Source organism: Sphingobium sp. EM0848 (assembly GCF_013375555.1).
GTDB lineage: Bacteria > Pseudomonadota > Alphaproteobacteria > Sphingomonadales > Sphingomonadaceae > Sphingobium.
Map to the genome: position 1 here is coordinate 261,341 of NZ_JABXWB010000001.1, position 25,386 is coordinate 286,726.

21 protein-coding genes are annotated in these 25,386 nt (G+C 62.5%); 7 read left to right on the forward strand and 14 right to left on the reverse strand.

Annotated features, from left to right (window positions below; genetic code table 11):
• The first annotated feature begins 73 nt into the window (after positions 1-73).
• Positions 74-832 (forward strand): helix-turn-helix domain-containing protein, encoded by a 759-nt coding sequence (locus tag HUK73_RS01240; RefSeq protein WP_176590273.1) that lies wholly within the window; start codon positions 74-76, stop codon positions 830-832.
• Positions 833-862: 30 nt separating this feature from the next.
• Here the strand turns inward: HUK73_RS01240 and HUK73_RS01245 are convergent, their stop codons facing one another.
• Both HUK73_RS01245 and HUK73_RS01250 read right to left on the reverse strand, forming a co-directional pair.
• Positions 863-1,078: a hypothetical protein gene (locus HUK73_RS01245; RefSeq protein ID WP_176590274.1), complete on the reverse strand. Its 216-nt coding sequence runs from the start codon at positions 1,076-1,078 to the stop codon at positions 863-865.
• Complete coding sequence (locus HUK73_RS01250; protein WP_176590275.1) at positions 1,039-2,124, reverse strand: YeiH family protein; 1,086 nt, start codon at positions 2,122-2,124, stop codon at positions 1,039-1,041. Before HUK73_RS01250 ends, HUK73_RS01245 begins: the two co-directional genes overlap by 40 nt.
• A 106-nt stretch (positions 2,125-2,230) precedes the next feature.
• Here HUK73_RS01250 and HUK73_RS01255 point away from each other — a divergent pair, with 106 nt between their 5' ends.
• From HUK73_RS01255 to HUK73_RS01275, 5 genes are all read left to right on the forward strand, one after another.
• Complete coding sequence (locus HUK73_RS01255; protein ID WP_176590276.1) at positions 2,231-3,109, forward strand: LysR family transcriptional regulator; 879 nt, start codon at positions 2,231-2,233, stop codon at positions 3,107-3,109.
• A 225-nt stretch (positions 3,110-3,334) separates the two neighbouring features.
• Positions 3,335-3,676: a hypothetical protein gene (locus HUK73_RS01260; protein ID WP_255326156.1), complete on the forward strand. Its 342-nt coding sequence runs from the start codon at positions 3,335-3,337 to the stop codon at positions 3,674-3,676.
• 68 nt (positions 3,677-3,744) lie between these two features.
• Positions 3,745-5,007 carry a TolC family protein gene (locus HUK73_RS01265; protein ID WP_176590277.1) on the forward strand — a complete coding sequence of 421 codons (1,263 nt, stop codon included), beginning with the start codon at positions 3,745-3,747 and terminating at the stop codon, positions 5,005-5,007.
• 3 nt (positions 5,008-5,010) lie between these two features.
• Positions 5,011-6,174: an efflux RND transporter periplasmic adaptor subunit gene (locus HUK73_RS01270; RefSeq protein WP_176590278.1), complete on the forward strand. Its 1,164-nt coding sequence runs from the start codon at positions 5,011-5,013 to the stop codon at positions 6,172-6,174.
• A 4-nt stretch (positions 6,175-6,178) separates the two neighbouring features.
• Positions 6,179-9,385: an efflux RND transporter permease subunit gene (locus HUK73_RS01275; protein WP_176590279.1), complete on the forward strand. Its 3,207-nt coding sequence runs from the start codon at positions 6,179-6,181 to the stop codon at positions 9,383-9,385.
• 34 nt (positions 9,386-9,419) lie between these two features.
• Here the strand turns inward: HUK73_RS01275 and HUK73_RS01280 are convergent, their stop codons facing one another.
• From HUK73_RS01280 to HUK73_RS01335, 12 genes are all read right to left on the reverse strand, one after another.
• Entirely contained in the window at positions 9,420-10,067 is a 648-nt protein-coding gene (locus HUK73_RS01280; protein WP_176590280.1) for a TetR/AcrR family transcriptional regulator, read from the reverse strand.
• Between the two features lie 75 nt (positions 10,068-10,142).
• On the reverse strand, positions 10,143-10,934 hold the full coding sequence (locus HUK73_RS01285) for an SDR family oxidoreductase (RefSeq protein WP_176590281.1): 792 nt from the start codon (positions 10,932-10,934) through the stop codon (positions 10,143-10,145).
• A 4-nt stretch (positions 10,935-10,938) separates the two neighbouring features.
• Positions 10,939-11,466, reverse strand: coding sequence for a VOC family protein (locus tag HUK73_RS01290; RefSeq protein ID WP_176590282.1), 528 nt, complete (start codon positions 11,464-11,466; stop codon positions 10,939-10,941).
• A gap of 143 nt (positions 11,467-11,609) precedes the next feature.
• Positions 11,610-12,599 (reverse strand): NADP-dependent oxidoreductase, encoded by a 990-nt coding sequence (locus HUK73_RS01295; RefSeq protein ID WP_176590283.1) that lies wholly within the window; start codon positions 12,597-12,599, stop codon positions 11,610-11,612.
• Positions 12,600-12,746: 147 nt separating this feature from the next.
• Entirely contained in the window at positions 12,747-13,586 is an 840-nt protein-coding gene (locus HUK73_RS01300; protein WP_176590284.1) for an SDR family oxidoreductase, read from the reverse strand.
• Positions 13,583-14,248 carry a Dabb family protein gene (locus HUK73_RS01305; protein ID WP_176590285.1) on the reverse strand — a complete coding sequence of 222 codons (666 nt, stop codon included), beginning with the start codon at positions 14,246-14,248 and terminating at the stop codon, positions 13,583-13,585. The genes HUK73_RS01300 and HUK73_RS01305 overlap by 4 nt, the downstream gene beginning before the upstream one ends.
• Positions 14,241-14,597, reverse strand: a complete 357-nt coding sequence (locus tag HUK73_RS01310) for a hypothetical protein (RefSeq protein WP_255326157.1) — start codon at positions 14,595-14,597, stop codon at positions 14,241-14,243. The genes HUK73_RS01305 and HUK73_RS01310 overlap by 8 nt, the downstream gene beginning before the upstream one ends.
• A gap of 213 nt (positions 14,598-14,810) precedes the next feature.
• Positions 14,811-16,976: a TonB-dependent receptor gene (locus HUK73_RS01315; RefSeq protein ID WP_255326158.1), complete on the reverse strand. Its 2,166-nt coding sequence runs from the start codon at positions 16,974-16,976 to the stop codon at positions 14,811-14,813.
• Between the two features lie 85 nt (positions 16,977-17,061).
• A complete protein-coding gene (locus HUK73_RS01320) occupies positions 17,062-18,585 on the reverse strand; it encodes a DUF1254 domain-containing protein (RefSeq protein WP_176590286.1) in 1,524 nt (507 codons plus the stop codon).
• 390 nt (positions 18,586-18,975) lie between these two features.
• Positions 18,976-20,145 carry a TetR/AcrR family transcriptional regulator gene (locus HUK73_RS01325; RefSeq protein ID WP_176590287.1) on the reverse strand — a complete coding sequence of 390 codons (1,170 nt, stop codon included), beginning with the start codon at positions 20,143-20,145 and terminating at the stop codon, positions 18,976-18,978.
• Positions 20,146-20,316: 171 nt separating this feature from the next.
• Positions 20,317-21,651, reverse strand: coding sequence for an MFS transporter (locus HUK73_RS01330; RefSeq protein ID WP_176590288.1), 1,335 nt, complete (start codon positions 21,649-21,651; stop codon positions 20,317-20,319).
• 60 nt (positions 21,652-21,711) lie between these two features.
• Positions 21,712-22,935 (reverse strand): TetR family transcriptional regulator, encoded by a 1,224-nt coding sequence (locus HUK73_RS01335; RefSeq protein ID WP_255326159.1) that lies wholly within the window; start codon positions 22,933-22,935, stop codon positions 21,712-21,714.
• A gap of 127 nt (positions 22,936-23,062) precedes the next feature.
• Here HUK73_RS01335 and HUK73_RS01340 point away from each other — a divergent pair, with 127 nt between their 5' ends.
• Positions 23,063-25,369 (forward strand): TonB-dependent receptor, encoded by a 2,307-nt coding sequence (locus HUK73_RS01340; protein ID WP_255326160.1) that lies wholly within the window; start codon positions 23,063-23,065, stop codon positions 25,367-25,369.
• The last annotated feature ends 17 nt before the right edge of the window (positions 25,370-25,386 follow it).

Below are 25,386 nucleotides of genomic sequence, written 5' to 3' on the forward strand. Positions count from 1 at the left end.
ACAGCAATCAACTTGTGCAGCATTCCATCATCAGGCAATTGAATCCCATCGTCAGTTGATAGGATTGTCAAAAATGTCAAAGGCCAGACGACCGGGCATCGCCACCATCCTCACCGAATTGCGGCGGGAACTGAAGGGGCAGGGCGTGCGCGTGGGGCAGTTGGCGCAGTTACTGGATGTCGCCGAGCCGACTGTGTGGCGGTGGCTGCGCGGCGATGGACTGACGCTCGACCGGCTTGACGAGATTTGCGCTATCGCGGACATCGACCTGCGCGACTTGCTGGCGCGGGGGGATGAGGAACAGGAGAGCTTCACTTTGGCGCAGGAGCGGGTGCTGGCTGCGGACAGAGGGCTGGCACTGGTGTTCTTTGCCATCCTCCATGGCGCGCAGCCCCGCGATCTGGAGCAGGAATTCGGGCTGGGAACGGAGCGACTGGAGAGCCATGTCGAAAGGTTGAAACGGTTGGGGCTGATCGAGGCGTCGAAACGGGGACGGGTGCGGCCCAGGGTGCGTCGCTCCGTGCGGTGGCGCCGGGGCGGGCCGCTGTCCATGGCGTTCGAGCGGACGGTGAAGCCGCTGTTCATCTCGATGGATTTCGGTGCGCCGGAATCGCTCTATGTCTCAGACATGGTCGCCATGAGCGAAGCGGGCCGGGCGCGTGTCCATGCGCTGTTCGAAACGCTGCGCGAAGATATTCATGTGATCGGTGAGCAGGAGCGGGCGGCGCGGCTCGACCGGCGGGACTGGAGCGGCATATTGATGATGATCCGCCCCTTCGACATCGCTGAAATGACGTCTGAATGGCGGGGCAAAAGAGGAAGCGACCGTTAAGGCCGCTTCCAGTCCCCCTTCACGCCATGCTCACCATTTGAAATTGAGGGTCGCGCCAAATTCGCGCGGGTTCATCACATTGACGAGGCGATAGCCCGAGTCATAGGAGATCGCGCCTGCCGGACCCAAGGGCTGGAACGTCGGGACGATCCCGGCGCCCAGTGAAATGATCCGCTTCTGATGGAGCAGGTTGCGGGCAAAGGCGGTCAGTGGAGAGCGGAAAGCAGAGCCAGGCTGATCCCGCATAGACCGAGCAGAGACAGGATCACCGCCGCCGTCACACGGCAACCGGCCTTTGCCACTGTGCGCACGTCCACTCCGAGGCCGAGCGCGGCCATGGACACTATGGTCAGCACTGTCGCAATATGGCTGATCGGCGCAATGGCTGCTGTCGGCACAAGCCCCAGCGAGCGGCATGCGACCAAGGTGAGGAAGCCGATGATGAACCACGGCACCAGATGCGCAATGCCGGGTTGCTTCATCTCTGTTCTGTCGGCGACCGCCTTGCCATGGCGGTCCACCGGCCGGGCAAGGTGGGGAGCGATCAGCGACAATATCAGGCAGGTTGGTCCAAGCATCAGCACACGCACCAGCTTCACCAACATGCCCATCTGGACGGCCGCCGCGCCCAGCGGAGAAGCGGCTGCGATCACCTGCGGCACGGCATAGACGGTCAGCCCAGCGAAGACACCGAAAGCGATGCCGCTCAACCCGAGCGCGATCCCGAGCAGCGGAAGGCCGAGCACCACGACCACGCCCAGCACGGCAGTAAAGGTGATCGAGGCCGCCACATCGTCGCTGTCGGCGCCGATCACGGGCGCAACCGCCGCGATGGCCGAGTTGCCGCAGATTGAGTTGCCGCATGCGACCAGCAGTGCCATGCGAACCGGCAGCCCAAGCAGCCGACCGATGCCGAAGCTCAGCAGCATGGCGCTCGCCACCACGCCGGCAATGCCGAATAAAAGTGCGGGCCCCGCCGCCAGGATCGTGGCGGCGCTCACCGACACGCCGAGCAGGACCACTGCCACTTCCAGCAAATATTTGGCGCTGAAATCGATCCCGGCCCGCCATTTGCGATCCGGCGTCCACAGGCTGCGCAAGGCGGTGCCGAGCAGGATGGAAAGGACCAGCGCTTCAAGCCACGCCTTGCCGGCCAGCGCTCGTTCACTCGCCTCCAATCCATAAGCGGCTGCCGTCAGCGCGAAACAGAGGCCCACGCCCGGTAACAGGCGAATGCATTTGCCAGCCAATTGTGCCGGCGATGTTGGATGACGATCGGCAAGAGCGACCATGGCGGTTCCTTTCGCCGCCCGATCTATGCTCTGCCAATCGTTCGATCCAATGCATGATTTTTGTCATTTCAATCGTGATTTACGATTGATTATGCCATGATCGAGTATGACCCTCGATCAACTCCGAATCTTTGTTGGAGTGGCCGAACGCGAGCACATGACGGCCGCGGCTCGTGCCCTTCATGTCACGCAGTCCGCGGCTTCCGCCGCGATAGCCGCTTTGGAGGAGCGGCACGCGGTGAAGCTGTTCCACCGGATCGGGCGGGGCATCGCATTGACCGAGGCAGGGCGGCTTTTCCTGGTCGAGGCACGCGGCATACTCGCGCGCGCCGCCGCCGCGGAGAATATGCTGGGCGAACTGGGTGGGCTGAAGCGCGGCACGCTTCGTGTCGTTGCCAGCCAGACCATCGCCGCCTATTGGCTCCCCTCCATTCTGGCCGCCTTCCGCGAACGCTATCCCGCATTGGAGATCGATCTGGCGATCGCCAATACCGAGGGGGCTGCGGCACGGGTCCGCAATGGCGAAGCCGACCTGGGCATAGTCGAAGGCGAGATAGATGATCCAGCACTTGCCCATTGGCCGATCGGCGAGGATCGGCTGGTGCTGGTCCAGGCTATCCCATTCGAGGTTGATCACATCGATGCGAATTGGTTGCGTGACGCATGCTGGGTACGGCGTGAGCCGGGTTCCGGTACGCGATCGACATTCGATCATTATCTGGCAGCGGTTGGTGTGGATTCAGAAACCCTGAACGTGGCGCTTGTCCTCCCATCCAATGAGAGCGTCCGGACAGCCGTCGAGGCGGGCGCTGGGGTGGCGGTTCTCTCCTCCCTTGTCGTGGCGCCGGCGATCGCCGCGGGGACGTTGCATATCGCGCCCATTGAGTTTCCACCGCGGCCGTTCTTCGGTCTGCGCCATAAAGAACGCTATCGTTCCAGGGCAACCGATGCATTGCTGGAGCTTGTTGGATCAGCGAGCGGATAAGGTCATGTTCCGCCGGAATCATATTGGGCCTGCACCTTAAAAGTCGCTGCTGATATTTTAAATGGCTCTGGATCAAATTTCAGATATTTTTCTAATTGGAACAAGAAAAGGCAATGATGTTACCATATAACGTTATGCGGCAATCCTGAATACACTTCATGGCGGATGGGTTTAACCTGCTCCCCACGGGTTATTTCCCCGTGACATCTTGGCAGGCATCGACTAATGCCCAACGCCATGCGTCGACTGGGTTATTATCTCCTCTGCCTGCTGACCGCGTCGTTGCTGACGACGACGGTGGTGCATGCACGTGAGATTCCCAATGGTCCGACCATCGAATGTTCGGGCTATGTCCACACTGACAGCGATTCGGATCAGTCGCAGGGCGACGCCGACAAGGCGATGCCCCATCACCATGGCAGCTGCCATGGCTCCGCTGCCTTTGTACCCATGACGGCCAGCGATGCGCTCCTGCCCGTTCCTGTGGACATGCCCTCACGCGCCCCAACGGCAGTTGTTCCCAAGCGCTGGGCCATCGGCCCCGGTTTGCGCCCACCCATCGCCTGAGAAAGCCATAGTCGATCCGTCCGCCGCCGTGACGGGTCATTCATGACTTTCGATCAGGAATTTCATACATGGTTCGAACCCTTGCAGCCTTGCTGGCTGCCGCGTCTTGCGTCGCCGTGGCGCAAGCGCAGGACATACCCACAGCGGTCGCCAGTTCGCCGTCCCTGACACTTGATGATGCCGTTGCGGCAGCGGGCGGAAGTGCGCCGGCACTCGATGCGGCGCAGGCCGGCGTAGAGGCAGCTCGCGCAGGCCGAACCGTCGCGGGTTTGCGACCCAATCCCACCGTACAGACACAGGTGGAAAATGTCGCCGGAACCGGCCTTTATCGCGGCGTCGGGGGTGCCGAAGCAACCGTCAGCGTAGCCGTTCCCATCGAGTTGGGCGGCAAGCGCTCCGCCCGGATTGCAGTTGCCAATGCGCAAGCCGATCGCGCCTTGCTGACGCAGGCCATCACGCAGGCGGACATTCGTCTTCAGGTCATCCAGCTTTATGTGGAGGCCGTGGCATCCGAACGGCGGCTGGCCACGGCGCGCGATCAGGCGAGGATTGCCACCGACGCGGCCAATACGGCGCGGGTGCGGGTCGAGGCTGGCCGCGCTTCACCCATTGAAGAGCAGCGCGCCAGCGTTGCCAGGATCAATGCCGACGCCCATGTCGAGCGCACGAAGCGGCTCGCCGCCGCCGCCCGCGCCAATCTGGCTCGCAGGATCGGCCAGCCCCTGCCGCAATCGCTCGACCTTGCATGGCTCGACCATTTACCGGCCAGCCACGGACCTGGGCGCCCCGTCAGCGCGACGGGAACATTGGCGCTCGCCGCCGCCGACGCCAATCTCGCCGTTGCCGATGCAGCTGTGCGGCTGTCGCAATCGCAACGGATGCCGGATCTGGAAGTCGGCCCCGGCGTGAGGCATTTCTCGCAGACGAATGACACGGCTTTTGTCTTCACCGTCAGCATGCCGATCCCGATCTTCCATTCGGGCAAAGCCGCCGTCGCCCAGGCACGCGCGCAACGCACGTCGGTCGAAGCGCAGAAGCGCCTGACCGCGCTCGATATCGAGCAGGCCATCACCGATGCACAGGTGGCGGCGGACAATGCCGCGATCACCGCCCGGACGACGAGCGGCCCGGCCTTGGCCGCCGCCCAGGAGGCAGCGCGCATCGCCCGCATCGGTTATCGGGAGGGCAAGTTCGGCCAACTCGATCTGCTCGACGCCGAGCGCACCCTTGCCGACACGCGCGTTGCCGCGATCGACGCGCTCGCTGCCTATCAAAATGCCCGCGCGCAACTGGAGCGCCTGACCGCGCCCGCGCCGGAACAAGGGAACTGATTCATGCTGTCCAGGACATTCATTGCGGTGGCCCTCCCACTGTCGTTGGCGCTGACCCTTGCCAGCTGCGGCGGCGGCGAGGCTGCCAAAGAAGCCTCCGCCACCAGTGAAGGGGCGGGGGAAAAAGCTGCCCATATCGATGAAGGCAAAATCACGCTCAGCACCGATCAGATTGCGGCCGCCGGAATCCAGATCGGCCGTCCCACGATCGGCGGATCGGGCACGATCGAACTGCCCGCGACGATCGACGGCGATCCTCAGGGGACACAGGTCGTCTCGGCCGCCATCGGTGGCCGGGTGGTCGCGCTCACCCGCAATCTGGGCCAGTCCGTTGGACGGGGCCAGACGCTGGCCATCATCGAGAGCCGCGAAGCCGCCTCGCTCAATGCGGAGATCGAGGCCGCCCGCGCAAGGCTGGCGCTCGCCAATTCCAACCTTTCCCGCGAGCAGCGCCTGTTTGCCCAGCGCGTCTCGCCTGAACAGGATCTGATTGCCGCCCGTACCGCCGCGACCGAGGCACGCATAGCGCTTCGGCTCGCCCGGCAACAGCTTGCCGCAGCCGGTGCCGGAGGGGGTGGTCTCAATCGGATCGCGATCACAGCGCCGATTTCGGGTCAGGTGATCGGCCGCAGCGTCGTGTTGGGGCAGACCGTGGCCGCAGATGCGGAGCTGTTCCGGGTCGCGAACCTCTCGAACCTGTCCCTCTCGCTCAACTTGCAGCCGCTGGATGCCGGCCGTGTGCGTCCCGGCGCGGCCGTCACCGTCAAGGCAGCGGGCCGCGAAGCAACAGCGCGGGTCAGCTTCGTCTCTCCGGCGCTCGACACCAATATAAGGCTGGTTCCCGTCATCGCAACGCTCGACAACCGGCAGGGCCAGTGGCGCGTGGGCGAACCGGTCACGGCCGCCGTGGAGTTCACCGGCACCGGCACCGGCGGCGATGGCGCAATCCGCGTGCCTTCGACCGCAGTTCAGACCCAAAAAGGCAAGACGATAGTCTTCGTGCGGACCAGGACCGGCTTCGAGGCGACACCCGTCGCCGTAGGGGACCGTTCCGGCGACAGCGTGATCGTCCGCTCTGGCCTCAAGGGCAGTGAGGAGATCGCCACCACCAACAGCTTCACGCTCAAGGCCGAACTCGGCAAGGGCGAAGCGGCGCACGAGGATTGAGCCGATGATCGCCCCTGTCGTCAACTGGGCGGTTCACAAGCGCTGGCTCGTCCTGCTGCTGACCGCCATCGCCGCCGTGATCGGTGCCGTGGCCCTGTACCGGCTGCCGATCGATGCTGTGCCGGACATCACCAACAATCAGGTGCAGATCAATATCCGCGCGCCTGCGCTCTCGCCCGAACTGGTGGAAAAACAGGTCGCCTTCCCGATCGAAACCGCGCTCGCCGGCGTTCCGGGCCTTGAATATACCCGGTCGCTCAGCCGCAACGGCTTTGCCCAGGTCACCGCCGTTTTCTCTGATGCGACCGATATCTTCTTCGCCCGCCAGCAGGTCGGCGAACGCCTGACCAGCGTCGCGGACAACCTTCCCGATGGCGTGAGCCCGGAAATGGGTCCGATCGCAACGGGACTGGGCGAAGTCGCCATGTGGACCGTTCGCCTCGAACATCGCAAGGATGACAGGCATCTGCCCGGCGAACCGGGGATGCAGCCTGACGGCAGCTATATCACCCCCGAGGGCGAACGGCTGACCAATGACGCGGACAAGGCGACCTATCTGCGCACGGCACAGGACTGGATCGTCGCGCCGCTGCTCAAGAACACCCCCGGTCTGGCGGGCGTCGATTCGATCGGCGGTTACGCCAAGCAATATCTGGTCGTGCCGGATGTGCAGCGCCTGGCTTCCATGGGCATATCGCTGAGCGATCTTGGCACCGCACTCGAACGCAACAATAGCAGTGTCGGCGGTGGCTTCGTCAATCGTAATGGCGAGGGGCTTGCGGTTCGCGCCGACGCGCTCGTGCGCAACGCCGATGAGCTGTCCCGGATCGTTGTCGCCACCCGTCAGGGCGTGCCGATCACGCTGGGGCAGGTTGCGACGGTCCGCACGGGCCAGGCCGTTCGCATGGGGTCGGCTTCGGAAAATGGCACGGAGGTCGTCGTCGGCACCGCCGTCATGCGGATCGGCGAAAACAGCCGGACGGTGGCGACGGCGGTCGCCCGGCGGCTTGAGGAGATCAACGCCTCTCTACCGCCCGACGTCATCGTCCAGCCCGTCCTTGATCGCACGGCGCTGGTGAATTCGACCATCAGGACGGTAGCGAAGAATCTTGGCGAAGGCGCACTGCTTGTCATCATCGTGCTGTTCGCCCTGCTGGGGAATTTCCGCGCGGCGCTGATCGCGGCTGCGATCATTCCGATCACGATGATGCTCACCAGCTTCGGCATGCTGCGTGTCGGGGTGTCGGCAAATCTCATGAGCCTTGGCGCGCTGGACTTCGGCCTGATCGTCGATGGCGCAGTCATCATCGTGGAAAATGCACTGCGGCGCATGGCGGAACGGCAGCATCATCAAGGCCGCCTGCTGACGGCGCAGGAGCGTCTCCATGCCGTGACGGCGGCGGCGCGCGAGATGATCAAGCCGTCGGTCTATGGTCAGGCCATCATCATCCTCGTCTATGTCCCGCTGCTGACGCTGACGGGCGTCGAGGGCAAGACATTCGTACCCATGGCGCTTACCGTCATCATCGCGCTCGTCTGCGCTTTTGTCCTCTCGCTCACCTTCGTCCCGGCAGCCATCGCCCTTTGGCTCTCGAAGCGGATCGAGGAGAAGGAAGGGCGGATCATGAACTGGCTCAAGACCCGCTACGAACCCGGTCTTGATCGGGCGATGGCGCGCCCATCGATTACCATCGGTGCGGGCGTCGGCGCTTTTGGCGTGGCGGCCCTTGCTTTCATGGCTTTGGGTCAGGTGTTCCTGCCCCAACTTGATGAAGGCGACATTCTCATTCAGGCCCTGCGCATTCCCGCGACGTCGGTGCAACAGAGCCAGGCCATGCAGGTGCCGATCGAGCAGATGATGGCAAGGCAGCCCGAAGTGAAGTTCGTCTTTTCGAAGACCGGCACGGCGGAACTGGCATCCGATCCCATGCCGCCCAATGCCACCGACATGTTCGTGATCCTCAAGGATCGAAAGGACTGGCCCGATCCGAGCCTCACCAAGGACGATCTGATCAAGCGAATGGAAGGCCAGCTCCAGAAATTTCCGGGCAATGCCTATGAAATCACCCAGCCGATCCAGATGCGCTTCAATGAGTTGATCGCGGGCGTGCGGGGCGACATCGCCGTCAAGGTGTTTGGCGACGACTTCAACGCCATGAATGCCACGGCCGAGAAGATCGCCGGTGTGCTTCGGCGCACCAAGGGAGCCGTGGACGTCAAGGTCGAGCAGACGACCGGCCTTCCCATACTCGACATTCGGGTCAATCGTGATGCCATGGCGCGCCTTGGGGTCACCGCGCAGGATGTTCAGGATATCGTCACCGCGACCATCGGCGGCCGCAAGGCCGGCATGATCTACGAAGGCGACCGTCGCTTTCCCGTGGTCATTCGGCTGTCCGATGCGCAGCGGGCGGACATGTCGCTGCTCAGTCAGGTTCAGCTTCCAACGCCGGGCGGGCAGTTCGTGCCGCTTGCCAGCGTCGCGGACATCCGGATCGTTGATGGCCCCAACCAGATCAGCCGCGAGAACGGTAAGCGCCGCGTGGTCGTTCAGGCGAATGTCCGTGGCCGCGACGTCGGCACTGTGGTCGAAGACGCCCGGAATGCGATCGCCCGTGACGTTCGTCTTCCCTCGGGCAGCTATCTGGAATGGGGCGGCCAGTTTGAAAATCTGGCTTCGGCCCGCGAACGACTGCAACTCGTCATTCCGGCCTGTTTCGCGCTGATCATGCTGCTCCTCTATGGAGCGCTGGGATCGGTTCGTGACGCGGCGATCGTGTTCACCGGCGTTCCCCTGGCTCTGGTGGGCGGCGTCCTTGCGCTGCTGCTGCGGGGCATGGACTTTTCGATCTCCGCAGCGGTCGGGTTCATCGCTCTGTCCGGGATCGCGGTGCTGAACGGGCTGGTGATGGTGTCCTCGGTTCAGGACCTCATGCGAACGGGCATGGACCGGGCGCAAGCGGCAAGGGCAGGCGCTCTTCAGCGCCTTCGCCCGGTGGTGATGACCGCGCTGGTCGCGAGTCTTGGCTTCGTCCCCATGGCATTGGGAACCGGAGCGGGCGCGGAGGTGCAGAAGCCGCTTGCGACCGTGGTGATTGGCGGCCTTGTCTCGGCGACGTTGCTGACCCTTTTCGTCCTGCCCACTCTCTACGCCCGCTATGGGCGGGAGGCGATGGTGGAACGCAGAAAAGCTGCCAGCCCCGCAGGGTGAAGCCGCTGCGCCACAGGCGTGTCCTGAAGCTCGGCTATTCGTGCATTTCCATGAAGCATCGCAATTCGTCGGCTCCTGCCGTGACATAGAGCGATTGTTCGGCAAGGGACATGATGCTGCCTGCGGCAAGGTCTGAACAGATCTGGTCGAGCCGGGTCAGGATCAGGCGCGCGCGGATGCGCTCCGCATCTCCCGACAGAGCGGCGCGAAATCCACCGACGCCCGCGCTGCCCAGCATGTCTATCAAGCGGTCGCCGTCGCTCCGCAGCCGCTGCCTGAAATTGGGTTCGAAGGTCGCCAGCTGGATGACGAGCGAGGTGATGTAACCATGCTCGATATAAATCTGCGCCAGCCGGCGAAGCCAGTCTTCGAGCACGGGTTGGCTGGGCCGGGCCATGTTCGTGAGCTCGCGGAAAAGCTCCTGCCAGTCGGCCTCGATCGAACCATAGATGGCGAGCGCAAGCGCCAGCTTCGAATCGAAATGGGTGTAGAAGGTGGCCCGGCTGACCCCGGCTGCGGCGATCAGTTCGTCGATCGTCGCGAACACATAGGGAGTGGTGGAAAATACAGTGGCCGCACCCGCCAGGATTGCCGCGCGCGTCTGTTCCTTGCGCTGCTGCTGAAATCCATTCCGCCCGCCGACGCGCAGCCCTTTGGAGCGGGAAGGTTTGGCGCTGTTCATGCCCGGCCCCTATTACATCCGCCGCGATTAGGGAATGAGAATGATCTTGTAGCGGAGGCCGTCACCTTCCATCGATCAGCCCGCCGCGCCGTAGGCTGCGTAAACCTCGCCGATCGAGGGGTTGCGGCGCAGCGTCTGACCGCCGCTGACATGGATGGTCTGGCCGGTGACGAAAGCGGATTCTTCGCTCGCGAGCCACAGCGCCGCGTCGGCGACATCGGCGCATTCTGTGCTGCGGCCCAGCGGCACCTCGCGCCGATAGAGCGCGGCGACATTGTCCAGCATCAATCCGCCGCCCGACATCGGCGCGTCGATGATGCCCCCCGGCGCGATCGAATTGGCGCGGATGCCCTGATGGCCGAATTCATGCGCGATACAGCGGATGACATGATCGATCCCTGCCTTGGTGCCCATATAGGCGGCGTGATTGTCGAACATGATCGTCGCCGTGACGGAGGAAATCTGGATGATCGACCCGCCCTGCGGCATAGCGGCGACAAGCGCCTGAAAGAAGCGGAAGGGGCCGGTGAACTGGACCGCGTTCATCGCGTCGAGGTCGGCGCGGGTCATGTCGAGAAAGGGCTTGATCAGCCCCCAGCCAGTCGCGTTGATCCCGATGTCGAGCCCACCCTGGCGCGCCGCTGTCTCCGTGACAAGCCGCTCGGGCGCGCCCTCGACTGTGATGTCGCATGCCTGCCAGTCGGCGCCGATCTGCGCCGCCACATCGGCGACGGCGTCTGCGCGGCGGCCCGAAATGGTGACGCGCGCACCCTGTTCGATGTAGCGCCGCGCGATTGCCTCGCCGACATTGCCGGGGGCGACACCCAGCACCAGCGCTGATTTTCCGGTGAGCCGTCCGTTCGTCATCCCATCACTCCCCTGTCTCGATCGTCGTCACCGGATTGCTGCCGTCCCAGCCGCGCGCCGCTGCGATGCCAGCGGCGACCATCTCGCGCATTCCGGCGCCTTCAATGAACTCGTACAGAACGCCCGGATCGTCCTTGGTTTCGAGATAGGCGACGCGGGTTGATGGGTTGGAGGCCTCGAACAGGACCGACAGCCCGCGCGCGGTCGCTTCCGCGACCGCGGCATCAAGGTTGTCGACGATCCACGCTATATGATGCATCCCGCACAACGGCGCGCCGCTTTCGTCGCGATAGGGGGAGGCGGCATTCCCAATCGGCTGGATCAACTCGATCTGGACATCGCCCTGATAGGCGAGCGCGACATCTATCACGACGCGCGTCAGCTGGCCCCGGAATCGCCCGTCGAGCGTCACGCCGCGAAAGACGGTCCAGGGGCCGAGGCCGATCTGCCGCATCCGGCAGGCTATCGATTGGTCGAGGTCGTCGACCACAAAGCCAATCTGGTCGATCGATCCGAATAACGCTTCCGCCATCGCTATTTCTTCCCTTGTATCCCGGCTTCGCGATTATACTGAACTGATAGTATGGTCAATCAGTATGAAATGCCGGACTGGAGGTCGATGGCGGAGCTATAGCTTGGGGCAAGGGCGATCATCCCACGGGCATGAGTCGCCGTTCAGAAGCCGCCATCACCGCGAACATCGAGCAGGATCTTGCCCCGGACATGGCCGGCCGCCACGCGTTGCTGGGCTTCGGCTGCGGCATGGAGCGGCATGACATGGATTTCCGGCGCCCGGATACGACCCGTGGCCAAGGCGTCCACCAACCCGTTCAGCTGGCGCGGCTGATTGGGAAATGTCGATGAAGCCACCGTCACCCTGACCCCCAGCGCCTCTGCCTGCGTCATGTCGGGCATGGGTTCATCCGCGATCAGTGTCGAGATCTGGACCACCAGCCCTCCGCGCTTCACCATCTCGATGGACTGGAGCAGGCTGCCCTGGCCAACCGTATCGATAATCAGATCCACACCGTCGGGGGCCCAGGCGCGGACTGCATCCAGCACAGCGCCCTTGCGATAGTCGATGGCGAGATCGGCGCCGAGAGCGCGGACATAATCGAGGTTTTGCGGACCGCAGGTCGCCGCTACCTCGGCACCGGCCATGCGGGCGAGTTGGATCGCATAGCTGCCGGTTCCGCCAGCTCCGCCATTGATAAGGACTTTTTGACCGGGGGCCGCGCCGCCGACATCGAAGACGGCCTCCCAAGCGGTCATGCCTGCCGTGGGCAAGGTGGCCGCATCCCGCAGCGATACATGATCCGGCAGCTTGACGACCCGCTCCTGATCGGACGCGACATATTCGGCATAGGAGCCGCGCTCACCGCGCCCCTGATTGGATGCCGTGACGACGCGATCCCCGACGGCGAGGCCGTTCACGCCGTCTCCGATTTCGGCCACGATGCCAGCCGCATCGAAGCCAAGGACAAAGGGGAAATGGTAATCGAAGAAAGGCGCAAGCCAGCCCTCCCGTGCCTTCCAGTCGGCAGGGTTGACGCCCGCGAACGCAACCTGAACGACCACGCCTCCGGGCGCGGCGCGTGGCCGTTCGATCTCGGCTGGTTGCAGCACTTCGGTTCCACCAAAGCGGTTCAGGATGATTGCCCGCATTGTCATTCCATCAGTCTCCAAATTAGCGTTGACCGTTCGTGGCCTTCAGCGATTCCCTAAATGGCGGATTATCGGCGCTCTGTTTTGCGCTCTTCTCCTCCCACGGCGTCGAACGTCTGCATCCGATCGTAGCGTGAAGGCGGGGAGCTATAGCAATGTCCGGCTATCCTCGGTCAGGTGGGGGCGATGATCGCCGATCAGATATTCCGCACGGGTCCTGGCCATCGCTTCCGTCAGTTCAGGATGCGTTGGCACCCAGAATTGTCCAGCGGCGATGCCATCGAGAATGATTTCGGCGGCCTCATCCGGCGTCAGCCCGTGCGTTCGTAGCATATCCGCCATGATCGCGCGATGCTTGCCCGAAGCCTTGCCTTCATCGCCCTCGACCGCATCGTCGAAGATGCGGGTGGCGACGGGACCCGGCAGGACACAGGAAATGGAGATCGGCGCCCCGATCATCTCCATTTCAAGCGCAAGGCACTCGCTGAAGGACAGTATCGCATGCTTGCTCACCATATAGGGTGTCTGGATCGGCATCATGCCCAATGATCCGATTGATCCGACATTGGCGATCCATCCGCGCTTACCTGCCGAGATCATGCGCGGCGCGAAGGCGCGCACCGACTGGATGACGCCCAGGACGTTGATCGCAATCGTCTTGTTCCACGTCTCGGCGGGAATGTTCCAGACATGACCGAGCATTTCGATACCGGCATTGTTGACAAGGAGGGTCACATGACCAAAGGCGTCATAAGCCCGATCCGCCAGCCGATCGAGTGCGGTTGCGTCCGAAACATCGGTCGCCACGGCCAGGGCGGAGCCACCCGCTGCGCGAATGGACCTTGCCACAGCTTCCGCGCGGTCGACAGCAATATCGGCAATCACGACCTTCATGCCGCGTGATGCTGCCGCGCGCGCAATGCCTTCTCCGATTCCGCTGCCGGCTCCTGTCACAACGGCCACGCCGCCATTCCATTCGTCGTTCATTGCCTGGCCTCCTGATTCAATATCGCCTGGTCGGTCGCACAGAAGCTATGCACCAGTCGTGGAGCGACCAGATAATCGGGATATTCGGTGTCGAACCACCGTTCGACATGCGCCCAGTGGACGGGATGGAGCATATAGGCGCCCTCCAGTCCCGCGCGATCGGCATATTCCTGTTCCCATAGATGGGTCCAGGGCATTGCCCCCGAAGCCGTGGCCGCCTGCGACAATTCCCAGCGGAGGATGGTGCGAACATGGGCGGGCATGACCAGCGTGTCCCGCGTGAAAGCGGCCAGTCGCTCCGGTGTCGGGTCGCGGTTCGCGCAGAACATCGCAATCCGATAAAGTCCTCCGGCCGCATCCTGACAGCCGCCCGCATGGCCGGTTTCGAACTCCGCCTCGTCGAGCGATATCACCATCGCATTGTTCGCGGTCAGTTCCCGGATTGCAGCGCCAGGCTCGCTTGCCATTGCTGCATTGGCAGCAACATCGTCGGCAAAACTGACGCGCCAGATGAAATCGCCCCCATTATAAGTCCCAGGCAGAGTTGGCGCGGCAAGACAGCGGATCGCGCCGGGCAAGCACCGGGATAGCTCGGCGAGCGTTGCGCCGAACCCGTTCTGATGGCCATTGGCGACACCGATCACCTTGAGAAGATTATACATTGTCGAACTCCGTCAGCGCGGCGGCCTCGGCCAGCGTATATCGCTGTCGGGTCTCGATGAACGCAGGCGCCTCTTCCTGCCACCAGTGTTCGACATCGGGATCAAGCCGCGCGCGTTGTTTGGCGCCCCACACCGCGCCCAGATCCGACTGCGCCCAGATGAAGAAGAGGCGGTTGGTGCCTTCGGGCAGCCACATGGCCGGCTCAACGAGCTGATGAACGAGCGTCATGCCGCGTTCCTGTGCGCCGGGAACATAACGCGCCATATAGGCATCGCAGAATATCTTGCCCTTGCCGGGTTTTGCGACGATTTCATCGATCACGTAGATCAATCTGTGTTCAACGGACATTGGGCGTACTTCCTATGGTGGTGCTTCAACAGTTCCGGGCGCTCGACACGCTGCCTGAAAGGCGAACGGATGGGTTTCGGGTTCACCAAAAATATGTGCCATCGTCTTCGCGAAGGTCCCCGGGAGCATGATGCTCCCAGGGACATGGCTGCAAAAGCGCGCGGGATAGGGTGCGCGCCCGCAAGTGGAATGTCCTGGTCGATCAGGACTGGCTCAATATTCGAAGACCAGCTCAAGCCCATAGGTTCGCGGTTCGCCAAAGATCGCGCCGGGAAGTCCGGTGTTGAAGTGAGCGACATAATATTCCTTGTCCGTCAGGTTTTTCCCGAACGCCGACAGTCGCCATTTGCCGAAGCCGACGGGAATATCGGACAGGGTCAGGCGCGCATTGAGCAGACCATAGTCGCCGATAATATATCGCGGATCGCCGGTCGCGGTCGATTTCTTGCTCTGCATGAAATAGTCCACATTGGCGGTCAGCACGCCGATCGGCGTTTCGGGGAAGACATATTCAACACTGGTCGTCAGCGTGTGCTTGGGTGCTTCCACGAAAGTATATCGGTTGGTGATGTCCGCGCCCGTCGCGGGGTCGGTGATCTTCTGAAACTTCGCGTCCAGATAGGCATAGTTGGCCGTAAAGGTCAGGCTGTCTGCGGGCTTTGCGGTCAGTTCCAGTTCAAGACCCTGAATTCGGGCCTTGCCTGCATTGAAGATATCCGTGACCGCCGCATTGTTGGGGTCGGTCTGAACATTGGTCTGGATATCCTTGTAGTTCGAACGGAACGCCGCAATGTTGAAGCGCAGCCGGTTGTTGAGCCAGGTCGATTTCAGGCCCAGTTCGAAGGAATCCAGTGTTTCCGGGCCAAAGCCTGCATCGAAGCGCTGAACCGTGCTGGCGCGCAGATTATAGCCGCCGGTCTTGTAGCCCTTCGCATATTTGGCATAGAGATTGATATCGGGCGTGAAATTATATCCGATGACTGCACTGGGGGCCAGATTGGAGAATGTGTTGTTGCCACGGCCCGTCGGCAGCACGATCGGCGCGCCCACCAGCGGGGTGCTGGTCTGATCGAGCGTTGCGTGCCGTTCGTCACGCGACCAGCGCAGCCCGCCAGTGACATAGAGGCCGTCGAGGAACTGCGGACGCCAGGTCGCCTGACCATAGAGCGCGTAGGCACGGTTATCGACCGTCACCGCGCGATCGAGCCGCGCACGCCCCGCAGGGATGCTGAAATCCGTGCCGTCGGCCTTCTCATCGAAATAATAGGCGCCCAACACATATTCGATCTGCCTGTCGAAGGCCGAGCCGATCAACTGCAATTCCTCGCTCCACTGCTTCTGATGCTGGGTGAAGCCGGTCAGGAAGATCGGAAAAGGACCCACCGCCCCTGTCAGGTAATTCTGATTGGTGTTGTTCGAAAGCTTGCGGTAGCCGGTCAACGACTTGACCGTGAGCGTGTCGGAAACTTCCCAGCTCGCGGTGAAATTATGACCCTGCGACGTGACATCGTTGCGCGCGAGATTCTTCACAAAAGGCGAGCCCGCGCTCGGGCGGTCCACGACGCGCGGATAATAGGGCGCCGCAACGATATAGGGCGGCGTATCCTTGATGTCCGAGCGGTCATAGCTGTAGCGCAGGTCGAGTCCATCCACCGGCTGCCAGCGCACGGCGGCGCGATAGCCGTCGCGGCGCTGGTCGCCCCAACGGTCGACGCCCGTACCAAGATTCTTGACGAAGCCGTCCTTCTGGCTGTGCAGATAGGCGAACTCGACGGCGAGCGTGTCGCCGACCGGCACGTTGACGCTGGTGCGTGTGCGGAACTGGTCATAATTTCCGTAAGCCAGACTCTGCTTGGCATGGAACTCGCCCAGTGTTGGGGCGCGGGTGATATAGTTGATCGCCCCGCCCGTGGCGTTGCGGCCATAGAGCGAACCCTGCGGACCACGCAGCACCTCGATCCGTTCGACTTCGGCGATTTCGGCCGACAGTCCCTGACCGCGTGCGATGTAGATGCCGTCCAGATAGATGGCGACGCTGGGATCGACCGTGATCTGGTCGTCATTATTGCCGACGCCGCGAATGAACACGCGTGCGGTGGTCGCGCTGTTGGGGTGCGGGGTCACCTGAAGCGCGGGCACCTGCGAACGCAGGTCGGTCAGATCGACAATGCCCTTTTTCTCCAGCATGGCGCTTGTCATCGCAACGATCGAGATCGGCGTTTTCTGGAGCGATTCCGACCGCTTCTGGGCAGTCACGACGATATCCGCCAGCCCGGAATCCGGAGAGGCACTAGCCGAAGCGGCCTCTTGCGCCATCACTGGCGTGGTTAAAATGGCTACCGCCAGGGCGGCGACAGCACTTGTTGTCCTGTAGTTCATCTGATCAATCTCCCCTCATTTTCATTTTGAATATTGCGACGGATGCGGAACGGCACTCCATCCTGTCTTGACGGTCCCAGGTGGCTCAGGGGGCCGGTTCGATCCTTGGCATTGGGTAGCTGCCGTCCACCAAAGGCGCTTTCGGGCCATAGAAGCGTGCCGCCAGCTGGAATGTATCGCCGCGCGCGGTAGGCAGCCAGTTGCGGGCCTTGTCCGGATCGGCCGGCCGGTCGGGCTGGAGGTAGAAGGTGACTTTGTTGTTGCGCACGGTATAAGCACCACTCGCCAGCAAATAGCTCGTCGCGCTATAGCGGTTGATGGAATTGGGAATGAAATAGCCCGCCGAATCATAGACAGGCAATTCCCAGAACTCCGTCACCGGCGGCAGATTGGCGAGATCGAGCGTCAGCGTATATTGACGATTGCCGTCAAGCGGCTTTCCATGACTGTCCTGAAAGACATAGGCGATGCTATGGGACTGATAAGGAACCGGCGTGCCCCAGGCGACATCATCGGCGCCGGCTTTGGCGACATAATCCAGATCGTCATAAAACAGGCTCGATTGCAGACGCCAGCCGTTCATATCGACCAGGCTCGCTTCAAGGGCTTGCTTGGCCTTGCGACGCGCGATGTCGAATCCCGCTTGCGCCGCCGCCATGTCAGCAGGCGAAAGTCTGGCCGGGTCCAGCAGCGCGCCTTCGCGAAGGCCCAGCCGGGCCAGCCGGGCCAGGGTCGCGGTTTCCTTGACGGAATCGGTGCGCCGGGTGATGGCCGGATCGTTGATGGCGAAGCTCAGCAATTGCAGGAAGTCAGTCGCCGTCATCGACCGTCCATAATCGACGATCTGCCGCATCCGGGGGAAGGTGCGGTAGCTGCCCTTGACGGCCGGTTGCTTCGCCAGTGGGGGAACCTTGCCGCCATTGGCCAGCCATTGGCTGAGCGGTGCGGCGGCAACGCCATGGACGACTTTGCGCGCCCCTTCCATGTCGGCTTCGTCGCGTGTCGTGACCGCTACACGCGTCGTGAGCATGAAGCTGTCGGATGTCGCCCGTACAATCTCCGTCGAACGGAAACCGGCGGGGATGGCGCCTCGCCAGTGTGGCCCGACGACAAGATAGCGCTGCGCGCCATTGCCGGTGAATTGCGATCCGACCATCAGGAACCAGTTGACGTTTTGATCGAGCGCCTGAATGCTCCAATAACGTTTGTCCGTAACGGCAGGCGCCTCGATCACAATGGGTTCCCGCGACACGTCGAACGCGCCGCCCGAATAGAGCGTCGATGCATTGATCGTCGTCGCATAGCGCGCGGACGCATCCATCAGCTTATCGTTCGCCTGCAGCCGGTTGACGCCGTGGAACACGGGACTGTCTTCCATCTGCGTGTAGACGTGACGCAGTTCATAGAAGCCCGCGATGTTGAGTCCCCAATAAAAGGCCTCGGCGCTCAGCGCTTCGATCTCCGTCCTCGACAGGCCGGCATCGAAGCCTGTGGAGGGTAAAGGCGCCAGTGCGGTGGCGGCGGCCGTGGCGCCGTTCATGGGACTCGCGGGCAGGGTCGAGGTCGCGAGCATTGAGGCGGCAAGGGAAGCCATCAGGCGATAGGACATGGTCGACTTTCACGCAAAAATGCAGCTCCGGAACCGCAATTCGGCCGGACCTTGAGTTGAAATCAGACTGGCGGCGTCGCGATGGACGATGAACCAGCGCTTTTGTCGCGATAGGCCTGCTTGCCGATCCGGCGATGACGGTGCCATTGCGGAACGGGTGCCGGCGTTCGGGCGGCGCCTATTCCGGCGCGCAGTATCCTTGCTGTTTCCTATATTTCATCCTCATCCTTCTCCCACGGCCGCGCTTCAAACTGCACAAATGAACAGTCACCCGAAGCCCCAATCTGCCGATCTCTTGGCAATTTGCGTAGAATATATCGTTATGTACTAAGCATATGCCTAGTTCTACCCCTTGGTCAAGGGGTTTAGTGCACGAATGTACAGTGGTGCTCAGCCAAACAGACGAGTCAGCCAAGCATCTGAAACATTGTCCAGAAAGGCGGCGCGCTGGGGCGGCGGTTGCAGCAGGGCTTGCTGTGCGAGGAATACCGAAGCAGCGGCCCAGACGATTCCGTCCAGCCGATCGGTCTGGCGGTAACCACGCGCGGCGAGCCAGCGAATCCCGTCGAGACCACGGACGCGCCGCAAAGCCGTGGCGAGTTGCTCCAGTTCGGGAATGCGGATCGCGGCCGTCATGAAGGCGGTCAGCGCCGCCATTTCGGCTCGTTCCTGTTGTCGGTTATCCAGCATGATCCGCGACATGAAGACGGGTGGGGGGACGCTGCCGTCGACGACCGCATTCATTGCCCGCGTCTGCACGTCATTGGCGGCGTCAGCAACAATGTCGTCCTTGGCAGGGTAGAAATAGGTCGTCGATGCAACCGAAAGCCCCGCCTCTGCGGCGATCTTTCGATGGGTCAGCGCTTCAATGCCGCTTTTGCCGCTCAGCCTTATGGTCGCATCCACAATCTGCTGCTTGCCTGCTGGGCGGACCGCCTTCGCAATGGGTTCGGGCGGACTGGAAGGCGGGAGCAACGCGACGTCGCGCCGGGCCAGCCGATCCGCGAGGCGCGCCACTATGCGAGCGATGCGGGCGTCGCGGGTGACGGGATTCCGGTCGAGCATGACCAGCGGAATCATGCCTTGAGCGGTGGCTGCCCAGATGGCGCGTCCCTCACGATCTTCATCCGCAATGACTGGCAGGCTCTGCCAGAATCGATCGGCGCGCTCCCAGGCTCTGGACATGATCGTTTGAGCGGCCTGCTCGGCATCACTGCCACGCAGCAATCGGTCAATCTCGGACAGCGCGATGATGGCGAGGCCCTGCTCATCGAGCAGGCGACGCATGATCGCCGTGACACATGCCGCCGGCCCGGCAAAGGCCCATTGTTCCTCGTCGAACGCATCGGCCAGACGCTTTCGGCTGTCGGCAACGACATTTTCGATATGATCGAGCAGCGCCACAAGCAGGCGTTCCCGCGTCTTGAAATGATAGACGATGGCCGAGGATGTGACGCCGGCCGCTGCCGCCGCTGACCGCATCGTCAATGCTCCCAGCCCTTGGTCCAGGCAAAGCCGCATTGCTGTCGACAGGATGTGATCGGCCTGATTGCTCACCATTTGCTCCCATTCAAGCGAATGGCCGCTTACTCGCCAAGCGGCAAGCCCCAAAAGGTGATCGCAATTGCCAGAGGGATCGGCTTCGTCCGCGGGAGGGGGGATGCCGGTCCCGAGCGGACTCGCTGCCGGTCGTGTCTAAGAAGGGCTGCAAAGGGTCGATGACAGGAAGAGTCAGGTAAAAGAGTCCGGATATGGCCGCCCGAAATCTCTGTTCGTGCCCCGGCGCAACAATGGTCGCCTCCGCAATATCAGCAGTGCTGCGAGGGCCGCTGCACAACTTGGGACGGAATAAGCGATACGGATCATGGTTGCCGCCTCTTGCGACAATATCGGCGACTTCGCGTCGAAATGTGATGAGGCGATCAGCCAGACGGCGCAGGCCGCTCCCAGCCCCATCGCGATCTTCAGCACGATGCTGGACAGCGCATAATATAGCCCGGCGCGGTTCGTCCCCTGTGCAATGTCCCGGTCAACCGCATCGGCGACCATCGATCGCAGCAGGGCATAATCTACGCCCCAACTCAGATTGCGAACCGACAGAAAGGCGGTTGCGGCGGCGAGGTTGTTTGCCGGCAACAGAAGCGCCAGCGGGGTCGTGAAAAGTTGCCAGCCATAGCTCAGCATCAGGATTCGCTCTCGACCATGATGTTGGCTTGCCTTGGTCCACAGCGGCAGGGTGATCAGCACCACAACCGGCTGGATCACCATCATCGTCGCGCCCCAGCCGCGCAACTGCAGCACATTGTCGGTGAAGAAGAGGAAGCAGGCGGCGCTCGACGCGTCCGCCACTCCCAGCAGCAGATAGAGGGCCAGGGGCTTGTGCAGCAGCGGATTGCCGAAGATCGCCCGGATGGTTGCGAAAAGCGGAACCGCGGGCGCGGCCTTCACTTGCTCTCGCTCGCGGAACAGCGAGGTGACCGGCAGCACGGTCAGCGGCGCGAGCAACGCGATCAGGATGCCCAGCATCGTCGCGACGCCTGCGCGGTTGACGGAGAACCCGCGCTCCAGCAGGGCGATGATCAGCAGGATTCCGATCGACCCGGCGGACGCGAACCAGATCTTGGCGCTCATCAGGCGGGTGCGCTCATGCACGTCGCGGCTGATTTCCAGCCCCCATCCGCCATGCGGAGTAACGATCAGCGAATAGCCAAGATGGAGCGCAACGCTGGCCAACAGGACGGCCATCACGCTCGCGCCCGATCCTGCGCAGAACAGGCAGACTGCGCCCGCCGAAACCAGTGGCACGCCCAGCAGCATCCACGGCCGCCTCCGCCCGTAGCGCGTGTCGACATGATCGCTCACCCATCCCATGATCGGATCGGCGATGGCGTCCATGCACCGGATCGCCACCATCAACAGGCCCACGCTGGCAAGCGACAGGCCGATGGTCGCTGTCAGATGCTGCGGCAGCCAGGCCCGCCATGCCAGTTCGATCGCCTGGAACAGGATGACCGGCAGGGAAAAGGCGGCGATGCGTCCAGCGCTCCATCGATCGGAATTATCCATGGCTGCCCGCTGCCCCCCACGCGACTGATTCGGTAGCGCGGCTAATCCGGCCACATGACTCTATTGTGAAACAGCGCCGCGCGGCATGACAAGGCCCAGCAACTGTTCCAGTTCCTGCCGGACATGCGATCGGAAAAGATCGCTTGGCTTGGCCTGGTGCGTTCTCAACTGCCCGGACAGGAAGCCGGAAAACAGCGCAGCTTCCAGCGGTGAGACGGTCCGTGACGGTCCGAAAATCGCTTGCAGCTGGGGGCCTGATGTCCGTCCGCGCAGATAGCGCAACTGCGCGGCGAAATGGCGCAGCGACGGGTCGCGGGCGACCGCCAGAAGCAGCTCTTCCGGCCCGAAATTGCTGGCGCTGCGCTCAAGCGCGCCGACCACCCCGTTCAGCGACCAGAGACTGTCGCTGCCTCCCTTCTCTTCGATCGAGACATTGCGGAGATAGAGCGCCTCAAATGCTGCGCCCATCAGCTCTGCGATGGTGCGGAATTTGTGCGATACAATGCCCAGTGTCAGCCCTGCCTCGGCGGCGACGGCACGGTGGGTGAGGGCGGCAGTGCCCCGTTGCGAAACGATGGCGGCGGCGGCCTGCGCGATCCGGCTGGCCGTGTCGTCCCGTTCAGGCAGCGCCGGAAATTCCCGCAGCGCTTCGGCGCGGGCAAAGTCGCGATGGGGCGCTGCGGGCACCGGCCTGCCTTCCAGCCACACCGCCCAGCCGCGTGCAAATTCTTCCAGCCCGGCCCGGTCCACCACCCGACGCCAGCGGATCATGTGCAGGAAGCTTTCGCTCTCGAACAGCCGCGCGGTCAGCATGGCGCTGTTCTCCAGCCCGAAGCGCGGGCAGACTTCGTGCCACAGTTCGGTCCAGATCGTGTTCCAGCGCGCCATCGCGGCCTGAAAGTGCGGAGAACGAAAGGCCAGTTTCTGCCCTTCGCGGGCGGCAAAGGCCAGCCGCCTTTCCTGATAGGCCCAATCGTCGATCAGCGCCGCAAGCAGGGGGCCAAAGGCTTGCCGGTCCATCCGCGCCCCCTTCAAATCGTGCAGATGCCGGTCGCGCCACGCTGTGGCGCAGGCGCACGCATGCTCCTGCGCTACGACAAACAATTGTTCCAGAGAGCCAAAATGATGGTAGATTGAAGATACCGGCACAGCAGCCGTTTGGCTCAGCATTCGTACGGACAAGCCGGTGCTGCCGACCTCTTCCCAAAGCTGAAGAACAGTGTCGATAATGCGGTCTTTTGAGGAATTATGCGCCTCTGACATGGGCGCTGACTTGTCATGCATGGTCTTCTCCACGCCGCACCATAGCAAGCTCCGGACGTGAGAAGAAAGCAAAATCAGGCCGGGACAAATGTAACATAAGGGACATACAATCGTTCTAGTTCGCCGCCGACTCATTAGGGGAATCACCATGAAAATGTCGGTTGCGAAGAAATTTTATGCCTCCGCTCTGGCGGGAAGTGCGCTGTCTGCGGCGCTGCTGTCCACCACAGCCTGGGCCGATACAGTCGATACAACGGTGGCGGCTGCTGCTTCGGCCGATGCCGTCGACGTCGAAGGGTTGGGGGCGATCGTGGTGACGGCGGAAAAGCGCCAGACCAATTTGCAGGACACGCCCATCGCCATTGCGGTGATGAGCGATCAGGATCTTGCCAACCGCCATGTCCAGTCGCTGGAAGATCTGGGCGACGGCTCCATTCCCTCGCTCCGCATCGCGCCTTTCTTCTCGCGCAAGTCGGCGCTGACGCTGGGCATTCGCGGCGTCGGTGCGCTGGGTGATGCGAACCAGCCCGCCCGTGATCAGGGCGTCGGCGTCTATGTCGATGGCGTCTATCTCGGCCGCGCCCAGGGTCTGGGGGCCGCCTTGTTCGACGTGCAGCAGATCGAAGTGCTGAAAGGGCCGCAGGGGACCCTCTTCGGCCGCAATACCGAAGGTGGTGCGGTCAGCATCACCACCCGCAAGCCGAGCGGCGAATTCCACCTGAACGCCACCGCCGGGATCAGCAATTATGGCGGCTATGAAGGCATCATCCATCTCGATCTGCCCAGCTTCCACAATTTCAGCGTGAAGCTGGACGGCCTGGTCGAGCGGCGCGGCGGCACGGTCGACAATCCGATGGCGGGTCAGCCCGATTTCAACGGCTTTGACCGCCGCGGCGTCCATGCCGCCGTGAAATGGGAGCCGGCGCCCAACTTCACCGCGCTCTACAGCTTCGACAAGAGCTATGACGCAACCACGCCCTATTATGTCCAGCTCTTTTCCAAGGGGTCGCTGGCGCTCGCTCCGATCATCAAGCTTCAGCCGGATCGTGCCACGATCGCCAATGTCGGCGTGCCGATGGAGAAAAGCGTCGGCAAGACCTGGGGCCATCAGCTCAATCTCGACTGGGATGTCGCCGACAATCTGAAGCTGCGTTCGATCAGTTCCTATCGCGACCTTAACCAGAGCCAATATGATAATGGTTCGACCGTGCTTTCGGTCTATGCGCCCAATGCCAATTTCAGCCGTTACAGCATCGCGCATTTCGACCAGTATCAATATAGCGAGGAATTGCAGGCGATCGGGGAGTTCCCGGAAGTCACCTATGTCGCTGGCCTCTTTTATTATCACGAGCATGTCAGCGACGATGCCTGGGCGCCCAATACACTGAAGTTCAATGCGGACGGCACCGGCTATACCGTGCTGTCCTCGCCGGTCGCCTCGACGCCCTTCCCGGATCGCGCCAGCACGGCCGTCACCGACAATTTCTCCGCCTTCGGCCAGTTCACCTGGACCCCTTCGGCGCTGAATGATCGCGTCCACCTGACTGCGGGCGGCCGTTACAGCCATGACAAGAAGCAAGGCCATCTCTATCTGGTGAACGGAGCGACCCCGACGGTGAACGGCGTCACCGCGCCGCTGCCGCTGGACCTGAAGGCCGACCGTTTCGACCCGCTGGTCACGCTGGCCTTCGACGTCACGCCGAAGATCAACATCTATGGCAAGTGGAGTACCGGCTACAAGGCGGGCGGCGCCAATTCGCGTTCACTCACCTATCGCGCCTTCGGCCCGGAATCGGTGTCCTCCTTCGAGATCGGGTCGAAGATGGATCTGCTGTCCGACACCGTCCGGCTGAACCTGGCCGCCTATACAACCCAGTACAAGAATGTGCAGATCGACTTCAACGCGGTGATCCCCGGCGCCAATCGCGGCACGCTGGAAACCACCAACACCGACGGCAACGGCCGCATCAAGGGCGTGGAAGCGGATCTCACCGTCGCGCCGACCAAGGGTCTGACGCTCTCGGCCAGCTATGCCTATACGGATGTCCGCCTGCCGCCCGCGCCCAATCCCTTTGTCACCGGCAATCCGTTGGTCGCGGTCTATCCGGTTTATGTGCCCAAACATTCGTCCAGCGGCGCCATCGACTATGAACTGCCTGTCGCGGGCGGGGATGCAAGGATCGTTGCCCATCTCGACGCCAATTTCGCCAGCCGCCAATATGGCAGCGCCAATGACAAGACGCTCAGCGACCGGACGTTCCTGGTCAATGGCCGCCTGTCGCTGGCGGACATCGACCTGGGCGACCATGATGCGAAGCTGCGCGTCTCCGTCTGGGCGCGCAATCTGCTTGATCACCAGTTCGCTTTCCTGCGCAGCACCAGTTCGGCGCTGGGCGTCTATGGCATTTACAATGAGCCGCGCACCTTTGGCGGCGAAATCAACGTCCAGTTCTGAAAAGAGGAGAGCGAGAA